Raw genomic sequence first — 19276 nt, forward strand, 5'->3', positions numbered from 1 at the left:
TCGGAGCCTGGTCTCCGAGGTGATCCGAGAGCTTCGCGACGGGCCCGTCCCGTCGCGGCCGATCCGAGAATGTGGTGCTGCGCGGGGCATTGCTCCCGACGTTCACCCCGCCCGATCCGCCGGTGAGCGCGGTCTACGAACGGAGCTGCGATGAGCGATACGAACCGCGCCGACCAGGGCCGATCGCCCGATTCGCGCGCGACGGCCGCCGGCCGGGTGGCCGTGGTGACCGGCGGCGCATCCGGCATAGGCCGGTCCATCTGCGAATCCTTCGCCGCACACGGTTATCGCACCGCGGTCCTGGACATCGACGGCACCGCCGCAGACGAGGTCGCCGAGAAGCTGCGGGCCGATGGCGCGACGGCGCTGGCCCACGCGGTGGACGTCACCGATCGCGAGGCGGTTTTCGAGGCGATGCGGCAGGTCCGCGCCGAATTCGGACCGATCGACATCCTGGTCACCAGCGCGGGACTGGTCGGATTCGCCCCGTTCACCGAGATCACGCCGCAGGACTGGCATCGGATCGTCGAGGTGAATCTGACCGGGACGTTCCACTGCGCGCAGGCCGTCATCCCGGACATGCTCGCCGCCGGATGGGGCCGGATCGTGACGATCTCCTCCTCGAGCGCCCAGCGCGGCTCCCCCGGCATGGTCCACTACACCGCCTCCAAGGGCGCGGTCGTCGCGATGACCAAGGCGCTGGCCCGCGAATACGCGCCGTGCGGCATCACCGTCAACACCATCCCGCCCTCGGGCATCGATACGCCGATGTCACGCCGATCGCAGGAGACCGGGAACCTCCCCGACAACGCCACCATGGCCAAGGCGATCCCGGTGGGGCGCCTCGGCGCGGGTGCGGATATCGCCGCCGCGTGCCTGTTCCTGTGCTCGGAGCAGGCCGGGTACATCACCGGCCAGGTACTCGGCGTGAACGGCGGGTCGGTCATATGACCACTCCCCCGCGCCTGGTCCCGCTGCCACCCGGCCAGTGGGACGCGCACGCTCGCGAAATGTTGCGCGGGCGAGTCGGATTGGCGGACCGTTATCTGTCCGGCGCGCCCGATGCACCCCCGATGCCGAACGTGCTCGGAATTCTGGGCCATCACATCGAATTGGGCGCGGCGTGGCTGGCCTACAACGGTGCGCTGCTCGATCGCCCCGCCATCGATCCGCGGCACCGTGAACTGCTGATCCTGCGGGTCGCCTGGCGCAGCCGCGCGAGGTACGAGTGGACCCAGCATGCGCGACTGGCCCTGGACTGTGGCGTCACCGCGGACCAGGTCGAAGCGGTCACCCGCGGTCCCGAGGACCCGGTCTGGTCGCCGGTGGAGCGGCTGCTGTTGTCCGCGGCCGATCAGCTGCTCGACGGATACCGCATCGAGGACACGACATGGGCGGGCCTGGCAACCCATTTCGACGCTCGTCAGCTCATCGAGGTCCTGTTCGTGGCCGGGTCGTATCTGTGTCTGGCGCTGGTGTTCAACAGCGTCGACCTGCAACCCGACCCGGAGATGGACCACGCGCCGTTCGCACCCCCGGAGATCAAGGAGCAACCGTGAGGCAATGGCCCAAACCCGCCGAGGGCAGCTGGACCGAGCATTATCCGGACCTCGGCACCGCCCCGATCTCGTTCGAGGATTCGGTGTCCCCGGAATTCTTCGAACTCGAGCGGGAGGCGATCTTCAAACGCGCCTGGCTCAATGTCGGCCGCGTCGAACGACTTCGGCGAACCGGCAGCTACTTCACCAAGGAGATCGACGCGGCCCGGACCTCGATCATCGTGGTGCGCGACCGCGACGGAGCGATCACCGCGTTCCACAACGTCTGCCGCCACCGCGGCAACAAACTCGTCTGGACCGATGATCCGCGCGCCGAATCCTCCGGCGTCTGTCGTCAATTCACCTGTAAGTACCACGGCTGGCGCTACGGGCTCGGCGGCGAATTGGAGTTCGTGCAGCAGCCGGACGAATTCTTCGATCTCGACCAGAAGGACTCCGGACTCGTTCGCGTGCACTGCGATGTCTGGAACGGGTTCGTGTTCGTCAACCTCGCCGCCGAACCCCGCCAGACGTTGCGAGAATTCCTCGGTCCCATGGTGACCGCCCTGGACGGCTACCCGTTCGACCGGATGACCGAGTGGTACGAGTTCACCGCGGACAACCGCAGCAACTGGAAACTGTTCGCCGATGCGTTCCAGGAGTACTACCACGTCCCCGGCCTGCATCCGCAGCAGATCCCGAATGCGGTCCGCGCCGGAAAAGGCTTCGAGTGCGCGCACTTTCAGCTCGACGGCCCGCACCGGATGGTCAGCACCGGCGGCGCGCGACGCTGGACGCTGCCGCCGGAGTTCATGTACCCGATCGAGCGGATCACCCGCAGCGGCCTGGTCGGACCGTGGGAATCGCCCGAACTCGGTGACCTGCCAACGGGTTTGAATCCCGGACGCGTCGAGCCGTGGGGTATCGACAACTTCCAGATCTTCCCCAATATCGAGATCCTCATCTACCGCGGCTGGTATCTGCTCTATCGCTACTGGCCGACCTCCCACAACACACACCGGTTCGAGGGCATGCTGTGCTACCAGCCCGCGCAGACCGTGCGCGAACGCGTGGAACACGAGGTCGCCTCGGTGGTGTTCAAGGAATTCGCGCTACAGGACGCGGGCATGCTCACCGGCACCCAGACCGCCTTGGAGCAGGCGTATCGCAGCGCCGGGATCACCCGATTCCCGGTCAACGATCAGGAGATCCTGGTCCGGCACTTCCATCACGCGGTCGCCGACTGGGTCGAGCAATACCGGCGCGAACCGGCGGGAGTGTGAGCACCGTGGCCGAGAATCTGCTGCCACCGGAATTCGCCGAATTCGAGGCGTACGCGCCGATCTGGTGCCTGCCCACCGAATCCGAGCGCTGGGCTCGCCGAATGGCCACGCCCATGCGCGATCTGGTGACGTTCCACGACGCGTTCCTGCCGCGCCTGGAAGAGGCGATCGAGTACTGCGACAAATATCCCCTCGACGATCTGCCCGAGGACGCGCTGAACCTGCTGTTCCTGGTGTATTCGCTGGTGATGGTCGCCATGGCGGTGGAGATCTTCGCCCAGCCCATGCCCACCGACAGCGCGGACGCCGAGCTGCACCGCGTCGCCGAGCCGTCGCCGTAGCCCCCGAGGACATCACCATGACGATCACCATCGAGCCACTCGGCAACGAGGTCGGCGCACAGGTGACGGGCGTCGAGCGGGCTCATCTGCTCGACGACGCCCTGGCCGATACCGTGCTGCGCGCTCTCGAAGAGTACGGAGTACTCGTCCTGCGCGACCTGCATCTGGATCCGGAGACCCAGGTGGCGTTCTGCCGCACACTCGGGCAGATCGACACCGAACCCGGGCACCACCCGGTCGAGGGCATCTATCGCGTCAGCCTCGACACCACCAAGAACTCGTCGGCGAACTATCTGCGCGCGACGTTCGACTGGCATATCGACGGCTGCACTCCACAGGACGACGCCTATCCGCAGATGGCCACCGTGCTGTCCGCCAAAGCCGTGGCGACCACCGGCGGTGAGACCGAATTCGCCTCCACCTACAAGGCTTTCGACAATCTCACCGAGTCCGAGCGCATCCGGCTCGCGCCGCTGCGGGTGGTGCACTCGCTGGAAGCCTCGCAACGCCCGGTCACCCCGGATCCGACCCCCGAACAGCTGGCCGCCTGGCGACGTCGTCCGGCTCGCGAGCATCCGCTGATCTGGACGCACAGATCCGGGCGTCGCTCGATGGTCCTGGGCGCTTCCACCGATCACGTGGTGGGCATGGCCCCCGGCGAGAGCCGCGCGCTGCTGGACGATCTGCTGCGCCGCTGCACCGCGCCCGAACGCGTCTACCGGCACGAATGGTCGGTCGGCGACACCGTGATCTGGGACAACCGCGGGGTCATCCACCGCGCGGCACCGTACGAATCCGGCTCACCGCGAGAAATGCTGCGCACCACCGTACTCGGCGACGAACCGATCCGATGACGCAGCGTCACACCATATCTCAGGAGTTACACCATGCCCCGTTGGCCCAAGCCCGCCGAGGGCAGCTGGACCGAGCACTACCCGGAACTCGGCACCGCGCCGATGTCCTACGAGGACTCGATCTCACCGGAGTTCTTCGAACTCGAGCGCGAGGCGATCTTCAAGCGCGCCTGGCTCAATGTCGGCCGGATCGAACAACTTCCACGCACCGGCAGCTACTTCACCAAGGAAATTCACGCCGCGCACGCCTCGGTCATCGTCGTGCGCGACCGGGACGGGCGGATCAACGCCTTCCACAACGTCTGCCGGCACCGCGGCAACAAACTGGTGTGGGACATCCTGCCTCGCGAGGAGGTCTCGGGCACCTGCCGCCAGTTCACCTGCAAGTACCACGGCTGGCGCTACGGGCTGGACGGCGCGCTGAATTTCGTTCAGCAGCAGGAGGAATTCTTCGATCTGGACCAGAGCGAGTACGGGCTGGTGCGGGTGCACTGCGAGGTGTGGTCCGGATTCGTGTTCATCAATCTCGCGCCCGAACCGCGCCAGTCGCTGCGAGAGTTCCTCGGCCCGATGATCACCGACCTCGAGGGCTATCCGTTCGACGCACTCACCGAGCGCTTCTGCTACCGCTCCGAGGTCGGGGCCAACTGGAAGCTCTACATGGACGCGTTCCAGGAGTTCTATCACGCACCGGTCCTGCACGGGAAACAGACGCCGGACAACTATTCGAATGCCGCGCAGGAGGCCGGATTCGAAGCGCCGCACTACCGGCTCGAGGGTCCGCACCGGATGGTCAGCACCTCCGGCGTGGTCACCTGGGAGCTCGACCCCTCCATGCGCAAACCGATGGAGGACATAACTCGCAGCGGACTGTTCGGCCCTTGGGACACACCGGATCTCGGGCCGATGCCCGCCGGAGTGAATCCCGCCGGATGCGAGCCGTGGGGCCTGGACTCGTTCCAGCTGTGGCCCAACTTCGTGATCCTGATCTGGTCCAGCGGTTGGTATCTGACGTATCACTACTGGCCGACCTCGCACAACACGCACATCTTCGAGGGCAATCTGTATTTCCCGCCGTCGCGGACCACCCGAGAGCGGGTCGCGCACGAGATGGCCGCGGTGACGTTCAAGGAATACGGGCTGCAGGATTGCAGCACGCTGGAGGCGACGCAGCTGATGCTGGAATCGCGTGCGGTGACCGCGTTTCCGTTGAACGACCAGGAAATCCTGCTGCGACATCTGCACAAGGTGGCCGGTGACTGGGTCCAGGACTATCAGCGCGAGAAGACGGAGGTGGCCCGATGAGCGAGCCCCGATTGCCTCAGGAATTCGCCGACCTCGAACCGTTCGCCGAAACATGGTGCTTGGCAACCGAACCCGAGCGTTACGCCCAACGCTTGGGCAGCACAGTTCAGCAGATGCAGGAGTTCTACGACGCGATCACCCCGCGCGCGGAGGCGGTGATCGCCTACTGCGACGGCTTCCCGCTCGACGATCTGCCCGAGCCGGTGCAGCGCCTGCTGTATCTGCTGTATTCGATGGTGAATGTGTCCTTCCCGGTGGAGGTGTGGAGCCAGCCGTGGGTACCCGACAGTGGCACAACGAGTTTGGACTGCGTCCTGGAGCCGATCCCATGAGCGAGTCGAGCACGGTCCTGCGCGCCGCGCGCTGGGTCGATGTGGAAACCGGACGGGTGCACTCCCCCGCGACCATCGTGGTGGACGACAACTCGATCACCGCGGTAGATCCGCCGCAGGAACCCGCGGGCGCACGGGTGGTCGATCTGGGCGGCCTCACGCTGCTGCCCGGTCTGATGGATATGGAGATCAACCTGCTCATCGGCGGTCCCGACACCCCCACCGGACTGCCCAATCCCATGCACGGCGTGCAGGACGATCCCGTCTACCGCACGCTTCGCGGCACGGTCAACGCCCGCACCACCCTGCACGCCGGATTCACCACGGTCCGCAATCTGGGGCTGATGGTGAAGACCGGTGGTTATCTGCTGGACGTCGACCTGGGCCGCGCGATCGACCAGGGCTGGGTCGAAGGGCCGCGCATCGTCGGGGCCGGGCACGCGGTCACCCCGACCGGCGGTCACCTCGATCCCACGATGTTCCAGCGCCTCGCCCCGCACATCATGCCGGTGAGCATCGAGGAGGGCCGCGCCAACGGGGTGCCGCAGGTGCGCGAATGCGTGCGCTACCAGATCAAATACGGCGCCGGGGTGATCAAGATCTCGGCCTCGGGCGGGGTGATGTCGCACGGGACCGTCGCAGGCGCGCAGCAGTATTCGGACGAGGAACTCGCGGCGATCGTGGACGAGGCACACCGGGCCGGAATCCGGGTGGCCGCGCACGCGCACGGCGACGCGGGAATTCGCGCGTGCATCCGCGCCGGTGTGGACTGCATCGAGCACGGGTCGCTGGCCAGTGACGACACCATCGCGATGATGGTCGAGCACGGCACCTTCCTGGTGCCGACGAGCTATCTGTCCGAAGGGCTGGATGTCTCCAAAGCCGCTCCCGCACTGCAGAAGAAGGCTGCCGAGGTGTTCCCGCGCGCCCGCGAGACGTTGCGCAAGGCGATCCAGGCCGGAGTCAAGATCGCCTGTGGCACAGACGCACCCGCCGTCCCACACGGCGACAACGCGAAAGAGCTGTGGGCACTGGTGGATCGAGGCATGACCCCCGCCCAGGCACTACGCGCCGCGACGGTCACCAGCGCAGAACTCATCGACGTCGACGACCGGGGACGACTCGCCGCCGGGCTGCTCGCCGACATCATCGCCGTACCGGGCAATCCCACCGCGGATATCACCACCCTGCAGGACGTGCGCTTCGTCATGAAGGACGGCCGCATCGTCAAACACCGGTGATCCCCCGATTCGTCAGCTACCACCGACAGGAAAACAGACCGATGGCCAAGGGAATTCTCTACGTGGAATCCGAACCCAACTCACCCGAAGAGGCTGCGGCCTACCACGATTGGTACGAGAATACGCATCTGACGGAGATGCTCGGGGTCGACGGTTTCATCGCCGCCCGACGATTCGAGCCGATCGCCGATGACGGGCCGTTCGTCGCGATCTACGAGATCGAGGCGGAGGATATCGCCGCGGTGCAGGCGCGCCTCGGTGAAGCGACCCGCGCGGGTGCGTTCTCCGCACCGGTCGGACTCCGGACCGATCGTCCACCCACGACGCGCTTCCTGCGTCAGATCCACACTCGCACAGCGTGACCCGCGTGCGGTCGGTAAGAACTCCGAGGAGGTAGCCGTGCCGTGTCAGCGACATCTGTTCATCGGCGGCGAGTGGGTCGTGCCCAGTGGCGGCGATACGTTCGAGGTGATCTCTCCGCATACCGGGCAACCGGTCGCCGAGGTGTCCGCGCCGACGCATGAGGACGTCGATCGTGCGATCTCGTTGGCGCGCACAGCTTTCGACGAGGGGCCGTGGCCGAGGCTCGATCCGCAGGAGCGGGTCGCGGTGGTACGCGAGCTGGCCGAGCGCTATCGCCCGCGACAGGAGGAACTCGCCCAGCTGGTCACCACCGAGATGGGCGCGCCGATCACGTTCTCCCGCTCGGCGCATGCCCGCCTGCCCGGCGCGATGATCGGCGCATTCGCCGATGTCGCCGCCCGGCATCCGTGGCGCGAGGTCCGCGCGGGCGCGTTCGGCGGCGAGGTGATGGTGCACCGGGCGCCCGTCGGCGTGGTCGCGGCGATCATCCCGTGGAATATGCCGATGTTCCTGACCGTCGCGAAACTCGTTCCGGCACTTCTGGCCGGCTGCGCGGTCGTGCTCAAACCCTCCCCGGAGACCGCGCTGGACGCGTATTTCACCGCGGAACTGCTGACCGGGCTGGGCCTGCCGCCCGGCCTGGTCAGCATCCTGCCCGGCGATCGCGAGATCGGCCGGTATCTGGTGTCCCATCCCGGCGTGGACAAGGTCTCCTTCACCGGTTCCACCGCTGCGGGCAGGCAGGTCGCGGCGGCGTGCGGTTCCGCGCTGCGCCGGGTGAGTCTGGAACTGGGCGGGAAATCCGCTGCGGTCGTCCTGGACGATGCCGATCCGCAGGCCGTCGCCGAGGGCATGACCGTCGCGGGTTTGATGAACAGCGGTCAGGCGTGCGTCGCCCAGACCCGAGTTCTGCTGCCGCGCAACCGTTATCGCGAATTCGCCGACGCACTGGCGAGTACCGTCGACAGCCTCCCGGTCGGCGACCCGTTCGATCCTTCGACCCGGATCGGCCCGATGGTCTCCCAGCGCCAGCAACAGCGCGTCCAGGGATACATCGATCAGGGCGTCCGTGAAGGCGCGCGACTACTCGTCGGCGGCCCCGGCCTACCGGAGGGAATCGAGCGCGGCTGGTACGTCCGGCCCACCCTGTTCACCGACGCCGACAACGCGATGCGCATCGCGCAGGAGGAAATCTTCGGCCCGGTCCTGACCTTGATCCCGCACGACGGCGACGAGGAGGCGATCCGCCTGGCCAACGCCACCGAATACGGCCTCTCCGGCTCCATCTGGAGCCCCGACATCACCCGCGCAACTGCCGTCGCACACCGAATCCGCAGCGGCACACTGGGAATCAACGCGGCCTACAGCATGGACCCCGCCGCCCCCTTCGGCGGCATCAAAGCCAGCGGCATCGGCCGCGAATTCGGCCCCGAGGGCCTGGACGGATTCCTGGAAACCACCTCCCTGTCCATCGCCCCGGCGAACGACGCCCGCCGGTCTTCCGGCTCGCAACACCCCTGATCGCTGCCCGAAAACAGCCACCGCACAGGATATTTCGACCATCTGCTCGTCGTCGAACCGATCATCGTGACCGGTGCCGTCGACTCCCCCAACGCCACCGCGATCACCTAGCTGTTGCGGGTCAGCAAGTTGTCGACGCTGGACCACCGGCAAGGAGGCGTTCAGCCGCGCGTCGCGCCACCTCTGCGATCTCCGGGGTCCCGGCGATGCCTGCCGTGACGATCGCGCCTTCGGCGAGCAGATAGATCGCGTCGGCAATCTCCGGCTGCTCTGCTTGCGTCAACGCTGTGATCTGTTCGCGGAATGCTTGCTTGTGTGTACGAACCTCGTCGAGTACGGCCGGGGAGGAGGGTCCGAGTTCGCCGTGGATGTTGATCCACGCACAGCCCCGGAATCCGGGATCTCCGAACCAGTTGCGAAGCCAGTCGAAGATCGCGAGGATCCGCTGAGTCGGGTCGTCGAAGCCCTCGACGAAGGTAGTCAGTTCGGCGCGCCATCGGGCATCTCGCCGCCGCAGCACCGCAACGACGATGTCCTCCTTCGTCCGGAACATCGAGTAGATCCGCTTGAGCGACAGGCCCGACACCTCGCGAATCTTGTCCATCCCGACCGCCTGTACACCGTTCGCGTAGATCAGCGACTCGGTCGCGTCCAGTAGCAGTCCGCGGTCATCGGCCTTCTGCTCAGCAGTGAGCGCGGCAGGCACGTCGGTAACTCCCTTTGACATCGAGAACGGTCGTTCCCTACGATAGCGCACACTATTGAGAACGTCTGTTCTCTCGCGTCGAGAGGAGTCGCAGTGTCCGAATCTCGTCCGCCCTACCCGCCTTTCACGGCAGAGACCGCAGTACAGAAGGTCCAGGCCGCGGAGGATGCCTGGAACACCCGCGATCCGCAGCGGGTCGCGCTCGCATACACGCCCGACTCGGTCTGGCGGAACCGGGACGTCTTCGTCCGGGGTCGCGCCGAGATCGTGGACTTCCTGACCGCCAAATGGGAGCGCGAGCTGGACTACGCGCTGCGCAAGAGTCTGTGGAGCTTCCACGAGAACCGGATCGCTGTGCGCTTCCAGTACGAGTGGCACGACCAGCACGGCCAGTGGTGGCGCAGTTACGGCAACGAGCTGTGGGAGTTCACCGATCAAGGACTGATGTCGCGGCGGGAAGCGAGCATCAACGACCTCGCGATCACAGCGGCCGAGCGACGGATCAGTGGTCCGCGCCCCGCCGAGCAGCACGGTGTGGAGATCCCGATCCACTAGTCCGGCTTCGACTCGAGGACGTCCGAATCGCCCGTTCGTGACTGATACCGCAACATGCACTCGACGCTGCAGAACACGCGTCCGCCATAACGCTGGATCGTCGAATTGGGACGCCCACACCAGTCGCACCACAGATCATCCGCACGACTCATCGGACCGTCCTCATATGCCGAAGTGCGGTTGATCCGCAGGTACGAGCCGCTGAGCCTGCACCAGCCGCGCCTTCGCCTGCCGCTTGACCGCACAGATGGTCACCGGACAGTCGATGTGCCACTGCATGATCCAATGCGCGAGCTCTGTCGACATCACCGCCAGCGGCGCATGATCGGTCGGCGGAAGTATCTCGGCCACGACCCATCACCCGACCGACGCGTCAGTAGAAGTCCACGCACGCAGGGCATCTCGAATACGACAGAGCAATTCCGGCGTGGGCTCGTCCACCTCCCCGAGATCCCGCACCCCCGGACAGGTCACGAGCCACACCCGGTATGCACCGGGCGACCGCCGAGGCAAAACGCCTTTCTGCGACACACTCAACATGCTTCCGCCCCTTCATATTTCATGATATCGGTTGGGTATCCCGCGATCCGACGCAGCGGGATCAGCACCCGGACGAGAGAAGGGACTGCGACTTGACGACCAGCGTGATCCCCTCGGGCGCTGCATCTATGACACACCTGCGCGATCCCGGAGTCACCCCGAAACGGGGCCTCCTGACAAATCTCTCCTGAGTGCCTGCGGAACCTCCGTACGAGATGGAAGCAATTCCCCGAACCGGAGATTCGCATATCCCCGAAACGGAGCCACAATGTCAGAAACACCGACCATCGGATCGACGCTGCCCAGGCGGCAGCTCGGGCGTTACCTCGTGGACTGGCGTACCCGCGCCGGTTACACCCAAGTCAAAGCCGCTCAACTCCTGGAGATGGGCGCGACCAGTCTGAACCGCTTGGAGAAGGGCGAAACCGGCCGCATCAAGAATATGGTCATCCAGGCCATCTGCGACTTGTACAGCGTCCCACCGGATCTCGCCGAAGCCTTCAAAGGACTGGCGCAGCAGGCCAACGTCAAATCGTGGTGGCATCAGTACGGCGATCTCATCCCGAAGAATTTCGACGTGTACGTCGGCCTGGAAACGGCCGCAACTCAAATCATCACGTACCAACCGGATCTCATTCCGGGACTGCTTCAAACCGCTGACTACAACCGATCCTTGGTTCAGTTGATCTGGCCCGACGAGACGGTTGAGCAGTGGGAGCAGCGCGTTCAGATCAAGACTCAGCGACAGCGGATCGTCACCAGGAAGACCCAGCCCGTAAAGTTGGACGTCGTAATCGGCGAAGCCGCTCTACATCGCGTCGCGGGAAGCCGAGCGATCATGGCCGCGCAGCTACGCCATCTCGCCGACATCGGCGCGAGGGACAACGTGAGTGTCCGTGTTCTGCCTTTCGAGGCCGGATTCCCTGACGGGGCGGCTATGCCGCCCTACGTGATCCTGAGCTTCGGGCAGGATCAAGGCGGCGCTCATGTCGAACCACCTGTCGTCTTCCTCGAAGGGGTAGTCGGAGACATGTATCTCGAGAAGGAGGATGACGTGCTGCACTACTATCGTCGACACGAGAGTATCGAGGCGGCAGCCTTGGACGAGACAACGAGCAGAGTCCTGCTTCGGCGGGTGGCAAAGGGAGCATGAGCAACATGAGCGCTGATCTGTCCGGGGCGAACTGGTTCAAGAGCAGCCGCAGCCAAGGGGGAAAAGAGTGCGTTGAGGCCGCCTTCCTCGACGGCGACATGGTCGGCGTACGCGACTCCAAGAACCCAACCGGCCCAGCGCTCATCTTCACCCCGCGCGAGTGGGACGCGTTCACCGCAGGCATCCAGCGTGGCGAGCTCGACCAGGCTTGAGCACTGAATAGACCGGAACGGCCCGATACCGACGACGTCGGTATCGGGCCGTTCGAGTATTCGCACTCGGTTCATATCTTCAAGGGCACCAACCTGTTCCGGCCACAGGCGCACCGAAGCACAGCGACGCACCATGACTCGAGCGCATTCGCACTCTCGCATGCCAGCACCGGACGTCGACGACCGAGGACACGACAGCGTCATGAGCCGAACCGCTCCCTCGTTCCGGTACCGGTCGTCGGCCGAGACGCTCGGTCCGATCAAACAGGTGAACCCAGCCATGTGCGGGCTGCCACCACCATCGCCTCCACGCCCGTACCGAGAGTGGGTTCGATCTCCGGGGCGAACTCGGGCGAGTGGTTCGCGGGCGCCTGGTCCACGCCCCGGCCCTCGACTACCTCGCTCAGGTCCAGGCCCGCGAAATCTACTCCGCCCCAGAACCAATAGACACTCGGGACACCTGCGGACGTGCCGAAGACGCCCGCGTCCTCGCTCGCGTTCACCTGGGGTATGGGCAGGATGCGCTGTTCGCCGAAGTGCTCGGCGAACGCGGCGATCGTGGTTTCGGTCGACGCGGGATCGTTCACCAGGACGGGGGCGCTGAGGTTCCAGTCGAAGTCCGGTTCGCGTTCGGCTCCCGATGCGGTGGCCTCGGCGCGCACGATGCGTTCGATGGCGGCGCGGACCAGGTCCCGGATCTTCTCGTCGTAGGTGCGGGTGGTGATGCCGAGTTCGGCGGTGTCCGGGATGATGTTGTCCTTGGTGCCCGCCTGGAGGCGGCCGACCGTCACCACCGCGGTTTCGGCGGGCGGCACCTCGCGAGAGACGATGCCCTGCAGCCTGGTCACCACGTTCGCGGCCATCAGGACGGTGTCGATCGCGGCCTCGGGCCGGGATCCGTGCCCGCCCCGGCCGTACAGCCTGACCTGCACCGCGTCCATGCCGGACATCACCGGGCCGCTGCCGTAGCCGATCATCCCGGCCGGTAGCGGGCCGACGTGTTGTGCCAGCACGATGTCGGGCTTCGGAAATCGCTCGAACAGCCCGTCCGCCACCATATTTCGCGCACCGCAGGCCAGTTCCTCGGCCGGTTGGAACACCGCCACCACGGTCCCCGACCACTCCGCGGTCGAATTCGCCAGCAGTGTGGCAGCGCCGACCAGACAGGTGGCGTGCATATCGTGACCACAGGCATGCATCACCGGCACATCGGCACCCGAATGATCCTGCGCCCGAACCGAACTCGCATAAGGCAGACCGGTTTTCTCCTCGACCGGCAGCGCATCGAAATCGGCCCGCAGCAGCACCGTCGGCCCGTCCCCGTTCCGCAGTACCCCGACCACCCCGGTCCCGCCGACCTCGGTGGTCACCTCGAACCCCGTCGGCCCCAACGCCTCGGCCACCCGCTGCGCGGTCCGGAACTCCTGCAACGACAACTCCGGATGCTGATGCAGGTCACGATAGAAATCGGCGAGCTGCTCACGCAGTCCCGGACTGCAGTCCCACGGTAACGCGGCCATAGCTGGCTCCTTCCGAGACTCGGTACGCCGACTGTACCGAGGAAGACATCGGCCTACCACGACCATGTGCGGCGGGAGACACGACCGCTCGGCGTCGTGACCGTCGAACCGCTCGCAAATTCTGCGGGTGTCACCGCGGGGCTTGGTCGGGCGACTCCGGGCTTGCAAACAAGTTCGTCGTCCGGAGCGGAAGGGGAGGAATCGAATCCCGGTGTCCGTTACGGGCGCTACAGGATCCGAAGGGGCCGCGCTGGTCGAACAGTTCGTTCATATGCGGGTCGGCGTGATCGAGCAACCATACGCTCATACCTGTCGCGCCATCACGTCCGAGGATTTCCCAGGCTCGCCACAGCGTATCCAGACGTACGACCGCTTCGGTGTGCATCCACCATTCAGGGCACCATACGGTGTCATTCGAATCGACGACCTGTCGTCGATAAACCGGACTGACATAGTCTTCGACGAACCGGACGAGACTCTCGAAGTGGGTACTGCTCGCTGCGAGACCTTCGGCAGCGGGCTTGTCGAACACGGCATCGGGTGGCGACATCACAGGCAGCGGTTCGAGCGCATCTCGGTGCCCATTCCGCACGCCGCAGTACTTGAACGGGCCACGATGATCGAAAAGCCTCTTCATCTGCGGGTCGCCGTGATCGAGAAACCACCGGCTCATGCCTGGCATGCTGTCTTGTCTGAGATGTTCCCAGGCTCGCCACACAGCGTCCAGGCGCACGACCGCCTCGGCATGCCTCCACCATTGCGGACACCACGCCGCATCGTTCGGATCGCTTACCTGTCGCTGATAGAGAAGACTCAGATAGTTCTCGACGAACTGCCCCGCGTCGGCGTAAACACAATGAAGCGGGTCGACCTGCGCCGAATGGGCGAGGCCGGATGAATTCGCCGATGGCAACTCGGGAGACTCCATGGGCAACGGCGCCAGGAATGTTCGATGCCCTCCCTGGGCACTGCAATATCGGAAGGGACCGCGCGGGTCGAACAACCGCCGCATATGCGCGTCGGCGTGATCGAGAAACCATGCACTCATACCCACAAGGCCCACGTTTCGAAAATATTCCCAGGCCCGCCACAAGGCTTCCAGACGTATGACCGCTTCGGGATGTCGCCACCATTCAGTGCACCACACGGTGTCACTGCGATCTTTCACCTGTCGCGCATAGACGAAGCTCAGATAGTTTTCCACGAACTCGCCGACGTTGCCATAGACCGTCGAAGCCGACTGCTCATCCACCGTGGCACCTCCCCCGCCCGGTTCTGTGACCGCCACGGAACCGATTGCAGCAAGCCTACTCGCGACGGCACATCGACGGGCCGGATGCGAGCAGCCACTCTCGGATACCGAACGCAGGAGAAACGCTGCCTCGGTTCAGAATTCGTATCGGGCGATGCGCATCGCATCGCGCAGGACCGGGATTCGGTTGAGCCGTCGCGGCCATGCTCGGACTGCTCGATCCCGATCTCGCTGGTCCGGAGGTCCGTCCACTCGCCCAGGACGGGCTCACCGCATAACTGGCAACTCACGAGCAGAACCCACGCGCCAACTCCGGCCAGCACTGATTCATGGAGCCACCGAAACTCACCGGCCCCCAGCAACCATCGGGCCTTGACACAACGCCTGTCACCCCTTTGACTTACCGCAAGCTCGTGTTACCTCATCCGACAGCGTTCCGAGAGGTGGACATATGCACTTCACGTGGTCAGCGGGCCCAGGGCATCGGCCCGGATCGGTCGCCCGCCGCGCGACCCTCTCGCTACCGGCGCTGTTCCCAGTCGAATCCAGCGAGAGGGTGTTCGCATGACGCGTCGGTCCAGACACTCCCAACCCCGCGCGTTGCGACGCGCCCTGCTGCCGATCGTCGGCGCGATACCGATAGCCGTCGTGGTGACCTGCGCCGGGGCAACGGGCAGCGCGGCGGCACAGCCGAGCGTCCCGGCTCCCGCGCCCTTCGAGCAGCTCTGGACCAGCCTGGTACAACACGGCGGCAACCCGTTCCCGATCGCACCTCCGGCCGCGCAGCGCCCTGGTCGAGTGCACTTCGGAACGGCTGCGCCCGCACTCGCACCGGGCGCTGACCATGCGGTCCGCGAGGTCCCCCGGATAATTCGGCACGCGGAGCCCATGCGGGTCATCCCCTGGGGGAACACGCGCGCGGCCGAACCCGCCCGGACCGGCGGGCTGCACCCGGTCCCCGTCGACAGCAATTATTCGGACAGGGTCACCCAGCAGACGGTGAATGGCGGGACCGCCGGCATCGTCATCGGCACGCTGGTCGGGGGAATCCCGGGCGCAGCATTCGGGGCGCTGCCGGGAGCGATCCTCGGCGGTTCGATCGGTGCGATCATCGGCGGGGTCGCGGGCGGTGTCGCCCTGGCCGTTCCGACCCTCGGGATGGCCGCGCCTCTGGGAGTGATAGGCGGCGGCCTCGCGGGTGCGGGCGTGGGCGCCGTGGTGGGCGCTGTGGCCGGCGCGTTGGCGGCGGGTGTTCCCTTCGGCATCTTCGGCGGACTCGTCGGTTACGAACTCGGCGCGGCTACCGGGATCGGCAACGGTTCGCAGGGCTGAGCTAACCAGCAGCCCAACGGAATTCACCACGCAGCACGGAGAATTCACCATCCTGCCGGACAATGAGGACGCCTCGGTTTCGTCACGTCCCCGGTCCGATGGGAGCCAGCGCCATGCACGATGACCGCCTGCTGATCGAGGGCCGCCTCGCGCGCGTCCTCACCGAACGGATCGTCCCGGCGATCCATCCGGCGTCCACGCCGCTCACCGTAGGTATCTGGGTCGCACCGGACGAGCCGGTTCCGGTCACCGAGGGTGTGGCCGCACCACGCACGCCGATCGCGTCCGGTGCGCGCTGGGGTGCGCCGTGGGGAACCAGCTGGCTCACCGTGGCGGGGACGGTGCCCGCAGAGTGGGCCGGGCGCACCGTCGAGGCGATCATCGATCTCGGTTTCGACTCGGGGATGACCGGATTCCAGTGCGAGGGACTGGTTTATCGGCCGGACGGATCCCCGGTCAAGGGGCTGCATCCGCAGAACAGCTGGGTCCGGGTGGCATCGCCCGCGGTCGGCGGCGAAGATGTGCTGCTGCACGTCGAGGCGGCGTCGAATCCGGTCGTCCCGTTCCCCGGGCCGACGCCGCTGGGCGATCGGACCACCTCCGGCGACGAGCCGCAGTACCGGTTGGGGCGAGTGGATCTGGCGATCTTCGACGAGGAGGTCTGGCAGCTGGTCCAGGATCTCGAGGTGCTCGGCGAACTCATGCACGAGATGCCCGAGAATCCCGCCCGCCGTTACGACATCGCCCGCGCCATCGAAAACGCCTTGGACGCCATCGATCTGCAGGATGTGAACGCCACCGCAGCCGCAGCGCGCGCATGCCTGACCGAGGCGCTCGCCGCGCCCGCCATCGGCTCGGCGCACACGATCTGCGCGGTCGGGCACGCGCACATCGACACCGCATGGCTGTGGCCGTTGCGCGAGACGGTGCGCAAGGTGGCCCGGACCGCCGCGAACATGTCCGCGCTGCTGGCCGACGAACCCGAATTCATCTACACGATGTCCCAGGCCGCGCAGTACGACCTGCTCGCCCGGCACCGGCCCGAGGTCTACGAGAAGGTGCGCGCGGCCGTCGCGGAGGGGCGATTCGTCCCCACGGGCGGTATGTGGGTCGAGGCGGATACGAATATGCCGGGCTCGGAGGCGATGGCGCGACAGTTCGTGTACGGCAAGCGGTTCTTCCTCGAGGAGTTCGGCATCGAGAGCCGCGAGGTGTGGTTGCCGGACACGTTCGGATTCGCCGCCGGGCTACCGCAGATCATTCGCGCGGCCGGCTGTACCCGGTTGCTCACCCAGAAGATCTCCTGGAGCCGGACCAATCAGTTCCCGCACCACACCTTTCTGTGGGAGGGCATCGACGGCACTCGGATCTTCACTCATTTCCCGCCGGTCGACACCTACAACTGTGCCATGACGGGCCGCGAGATCGCCCATGCCGCAAGGAATTTCAAGGAGAAGGGGAGCGCGTCGACCTCGCTCGCGCCGACCGGGTTCGGCGACGGCGGCGGCGGGACGACACGCGAGATGATCGCCAAGGCCGCCCGCATGCGAAACCTCGAGAGTTCGCCGAAAGTCGTGTGGACCGCGCCCGCCACGTTCTTCGACCGCGCCGAGGCCGAATACGCCGATCCCCCGGTGTGGGTCGGCGAGCTGTACCTCGAATTGCATCGCGGCACGCTGACCAGCCAGGCCGGGACCAAACAGGGCAACCGGCGCAGTGAACATCTGCTGCGCGAGGCCGAGCTGTGGGCGGCCACCGCGGCGGTCCGCACCGATGCGGCCTACCCGTACGAGGACCTGGACCGGATCTGGAAGACGGTGCTGCTGCACCAGTTTCACGACGTTCTGCCGGGATCGTCCATCGCGTGGGTGCATCGGGAGACCGAACAGGCCCACGCCGAGGTGGCACGGGACCTGACGACGCTCGTCGAGCAGGCACAGTGGACGCTCGGCGGCGGGGAGGCCGGGCCGAACGTCTTCAATCCCGCTCCGCACGAATGGTTCTCGATTCCGGCCGGTGCGGCGGGGCCGGCGCGGGCGCATCGGCCGTGCACGGTGACCAAGCTCGCCGACGGCGGACACGTCCTGGACGACGGGCTGATCCGGGTCGAAGTGGATGCGCGCGGGCTGGTGGTCTCGGCATTCGATCTCGTGCGCCATCGCGAAACGGTGTCGCCGGGCGCGACCGCGAATCTGCTGCAACTGCACCCGGACCTGCCCAACGCGTGGGACGCCTGGGATGTGGATCTGTTCCACCGCAACCGCGTCACCGATCTCACCCACGCGGATTTCATTGCCGTACAACCGGATTCGAGAACGGGAACGGTTCTGCGAATCGGCCGGTCGTTCGGTTCCTCCAGCGTCGAACAGACGCTGTCACTGCGCGACGGAGCGCTGCACATCGAGACCGCCGTCGACTGGCACGAGACCGAGAAATTCCTGAAACTGGCCTTCCCCTTGGATATCCACGCCGACCGCTACGCCTCGGAAACCCAGTTCGGCCACATGTTCCGGCCCACGCACACCAACACCAGCTGGGAGTACGCGAAATTCGAGGCGTGCAACCACCGGTTCGTCCACCTCGGCGAGCCCGGCTGGGGCGTGGCCGTGGTCAACGACGGCACCTACGGACACGACGTCACCCGGACGGTCCGGCCCGACGCCGGGACCACCACGACCGTGCGAGCCTCACTGCTGCGCGCGCCCCGCTTCCCCGATCCAGCCGCCGATCAGGGCTCACATCGCTTCCGGCACATGCTGATTCCCGGCGCGACGATCGGTGATGCGGTGCGCGAGGGTTATCGCATCAACCTCAGCACACCGCGTCGCGGTGTCGCCGAACCCGTCGCGCCGCTGTTCACCATCGACAACGATGCCGTCGTCACCAGCGCGGTCAAACTCGCCGACGACCGGAGCGACGACGTCGTGCTGCGGGTGTACGAAGCGCACGGCGGCCGCGCTACAGCCCGGGTAACCCCCGGTTTCGCCACGTCCGGGTTCCGGATCTGCGATCTGCTCGAACGCCCTGTCGTCGACGAAGTTTCGGCGCTGCCCGATGGACCCCGAGTCCGCTTGCAGCTCAGGCCCTTCCAGCTACTCACGCTTCGTTTCACCCGATCTCGCGCGGATGATCCCGACTGAACAGCGCACGGCAGCAGGTCGGTCGGCCCCACCCCGCACTGCCGCGAATCGATGACGACCGTCTCGGGAACGCAGCCGGGACGGCAGT

The 19276-nt window shown here is 66.1% G+C and carries 19 protein-coding genes; 15 read left to right on the forward strand and 4 right to left on the reverse strand.

Annotated elements, in window-relative coordinates:
* Positions 1-150: 150 nt before the first annotated feature.
* The 10 genes from ON40_RS38980 to ON40_RS39025 are packed head-to-tail and all read left to right on the forward strand — an operon-like array spanning position 151 to position 8778.
* Positions 151-951: an SDR family NAD(P)-dependent oxidoreductase gene (locus ON40_RS38980; protein WP_083896248.1), complete on the forward strand. Its 801-nt coding sequence runs from the start codon at positions 151-153 to the stop codon at positions 949-951.
* Positions 948-1559, forward strand: a complete 612-nt coding sequence (locus ON40_RS38985; protein WP_040830463.1) for a carboxymuconolactone decarboxylase family protein — start codon at positions 948-950, stop codon at positions 1557-1559. Before ON40_RS38980 ends, ON40_RS38985 begins: the two co-directional genes overlap by 4 nt.
* Positions 1556-2821 carry an aromatic ring-hydroxylating oxygenase subunit alpha gene (locus ON40_RS38990; RefSeq protein WP_040830465.1) on the forward strand — a complete coding sequence of 422 codons (1266 nt, stop codon included), beginning with the start codon at positions 1556-1558 and terminating at the stop codon, positions 2819-2821. The genes ON40_RS38985 and ON40_RS38990 overlap by 4 nt, the downstream gene beginning before the upstream one ends.
* A 5-nt stretch (positions 2822-2826) precedes the next feature.
* Positions 2827-3162, forward strand: a complete 336-nt coding sequence (locus ON40_RS38995) for a hypothetical protein (RefSeq protein ID WP_040830536.1) — start codon at positions 2827-2829, stop codon at positions 3160-3162.
* A gap of 17 nt (positions 3163-3179) precedes the next feature.
* Entirely contained in the window at positions 3180-4016 is an 837-nt protein-coding gene (locus tag ON40_RS39000; protein WP_040830466.1) for a TauD/TfdA dioxygenase family protein, read from the forward strand.
* A gap of 33 nt (positions 4017-4049) precedes the next feature.
* Positions 4050-5321: an aromatic ring-hydroxylating oxygenase subunit alpha gene (locus tag ON40_RS39005; RefSeq protein ID WP_040830468.1), complete on the forward strand. Its 1272-nt coding sequence runs from the start codon at positions 4050-4052 to the stop codon at positions 5319-5321.
* Positions 5318-5653, forward strand: coding sequence for a hypothetical protein (locus tag ON40_RS39010; RefSeq protein WP_040830470.1), 336 nt, complete (start codon positions 5318-5320; stop codon positions 5651-5653). The genes ON40_RS39005 and ON40_RS39010 overlap by 4 nt, the downstream gene beginning before the upstream one ends.
* Entirely contained in the window at positions 5650-6894 is a 1245-nt protein-coding gene (locus ON40_RS39015) for a metal-dependent hydrolase family protein (protein WP_040830472.1), read from the forward strand. The genes ON40_RS39010 and ON40_RS39015 overlap by 4 nt, the downstream gene beginning before the upstream one ends.
* 41 nt (positions 6895-6935) lie before the next feature.
* The gene (locus ON40_RS55195; RefSeq protein ID WP_040830474.1) at positions 6936-7256 is read left to right on the forward strand and encodes a hypothetical protein; all 321 of its coding nucleotides are present in this window, start codon (positions 6936-6938) and stop codon (positions 7254-7256) included.
* 37 nt (positions 7257-7293) lie between these two features.
* Positions 7294-8778, forward strand: a complete 1485-nt coding sequence (locus tag ON40_RS39025; protein ID WP_083896249.1) for an aldehyde dehydrogenase — start codon at positions 7294-7296, stop codon at positions 8776-8778.
* 121 nt (positions 8779-8899) lie between these two features.
* Here the strand turns inward: ON40_RS39025 and ON40_RS39030 are convergent, their stop codons facing one another.
* The gene (locus ON40_RS39030; RefSeq protein ID WP_218008947.1) at positions 8900-9505 is read right to left on the reverse strand and encodes a TetR/AcrR family transcriptional regulator; all 606 of its coding nucleotides are present in this window, start codon (positions 9503-9505) and stop codon (positions 8900-8902) included.
* A 72-nt stretch (positions 9506-9577) separates the two neighbouring features.
* Between ON40_RS39030 and ON40_RS39035 the strand changes: the two genes are divergently transcribed.
* Positions 9578-10039: a nuclear transport factor 2 family protein gene (locus ON40_RS39035; RefSeq protein WP_040830478.1), complete on the forward strand. Its 462-nt coding sequence runs from the start codon at positions 9578-9580 to the stop codon at positions 10037-10039.
* 162 nt (positions 10040-10201) lie between these two features.
* Here ON40_RS39035 and ON40_RS39040 read toward each other — a convergent pair whose 3' ends face one another.
* Complete coding sequence (locus ON40_RS39040) at positions 10202-10390, reverse strand: hypothetical protein (RefSeq protein ID WP_040830479.1); 189 nt, start codon at positions 10388-10390, stop codon at positions 10202-10204.
* Between the two features lie 457 nt (positions 10391-10847).
* Here ON40_RS39040 and ON40_RS39045 point away from each other — a divergent pair, with 457 nt between their 5' ends.
* A complete protein-coding gene (locus ON40_RS39045) occupies positions 10848-11732 on the forward strand; it encodes a helix-turn-helix domain-containing protein (protein WP_040830480.1) in 885 nt (294 codons plus the stop codon).
* 5 nt (positions 11733-11737) lie between these two features.
* Positions 11738-11944 carry a DUF397 domain-containing protein gene (locus tag ON40_RS39050; protein WP_040830538.1) on the forward strand — a complete coding sequence of 69 codons (207 nt, stop codon included), beginning with the start codon at positions 11738-11740 and terminating at the stop codon, positions 11942-11944.
* A gap of 260 nt (positions 11945-12204) precedes the next feature.
* Here ON40_RS39050 and ON40_RS39055 read toward each other — a convergent pair whose 3' ends face one another.
* A complete protein-coding gene (locus ON40_RS39055) occupies positions 12205-13464 on the reverse strand; it encodes an amidohydrolase (protein WP_040830481.1) in 1260 nt (419 codons plus the stop codon).
* 130 nt (positions 13465-13594) lie between these two features.
* The gene (locus ON40_RS55200) at positions 13595-14716 is read right to left on the reverse strand and encodes a DUF4913 domain-containing protein (RefSeq protein WP_245568186.1); all 1122 of its coding nucleotides are present in this window, start codon (positions 14714-14716) and stop codon (positions 13595-13597) included.
* Positions 14717-15280: 564 nt separating this feature from the next.
* Here ON40_RS55200 and ON40_RS52805 point away from each other — a divergent pair.
* Together ON40_RS52805 and ON40_RS39080 are read left to right on the forward strand one after the other, a co-directional pair.
* Positions 15281-16048, forward strand: a complete 768-nt coding sequence (locus ON40_RS52805) for a hypothetical protein (RefSeq protein ID WP_157186723.1) — start codon at positions 15281-15283, stop codon at positions 16046-16048.
* 113 nt (positions 16049-16161) lie between these two features.
* Entirely contained in the window at positions 16162-19188 is a 3027-nt protein-coding gene (locus ON40_RS39080; RefSeq protein ID WP_040830483.1) for an alpha-mannosidase, read from the forward strand.
* The last annotated feature ends 88 nt before the right edge of the window (positions 19189-19276 follow it).

Origin of the sequence: Nocardia jiangxiensis NBRC 101359, from assembly GCF_000308615.1 — a bacterium.
In the GTDB taxonomy this organism is placed as follows: domain Bacteria; phylum Actinomycetota; class Actinomycetes; order Mycobacteriales; family Mycobacteriaceae; genus Nocardia; species Nocardia jiangxiensis.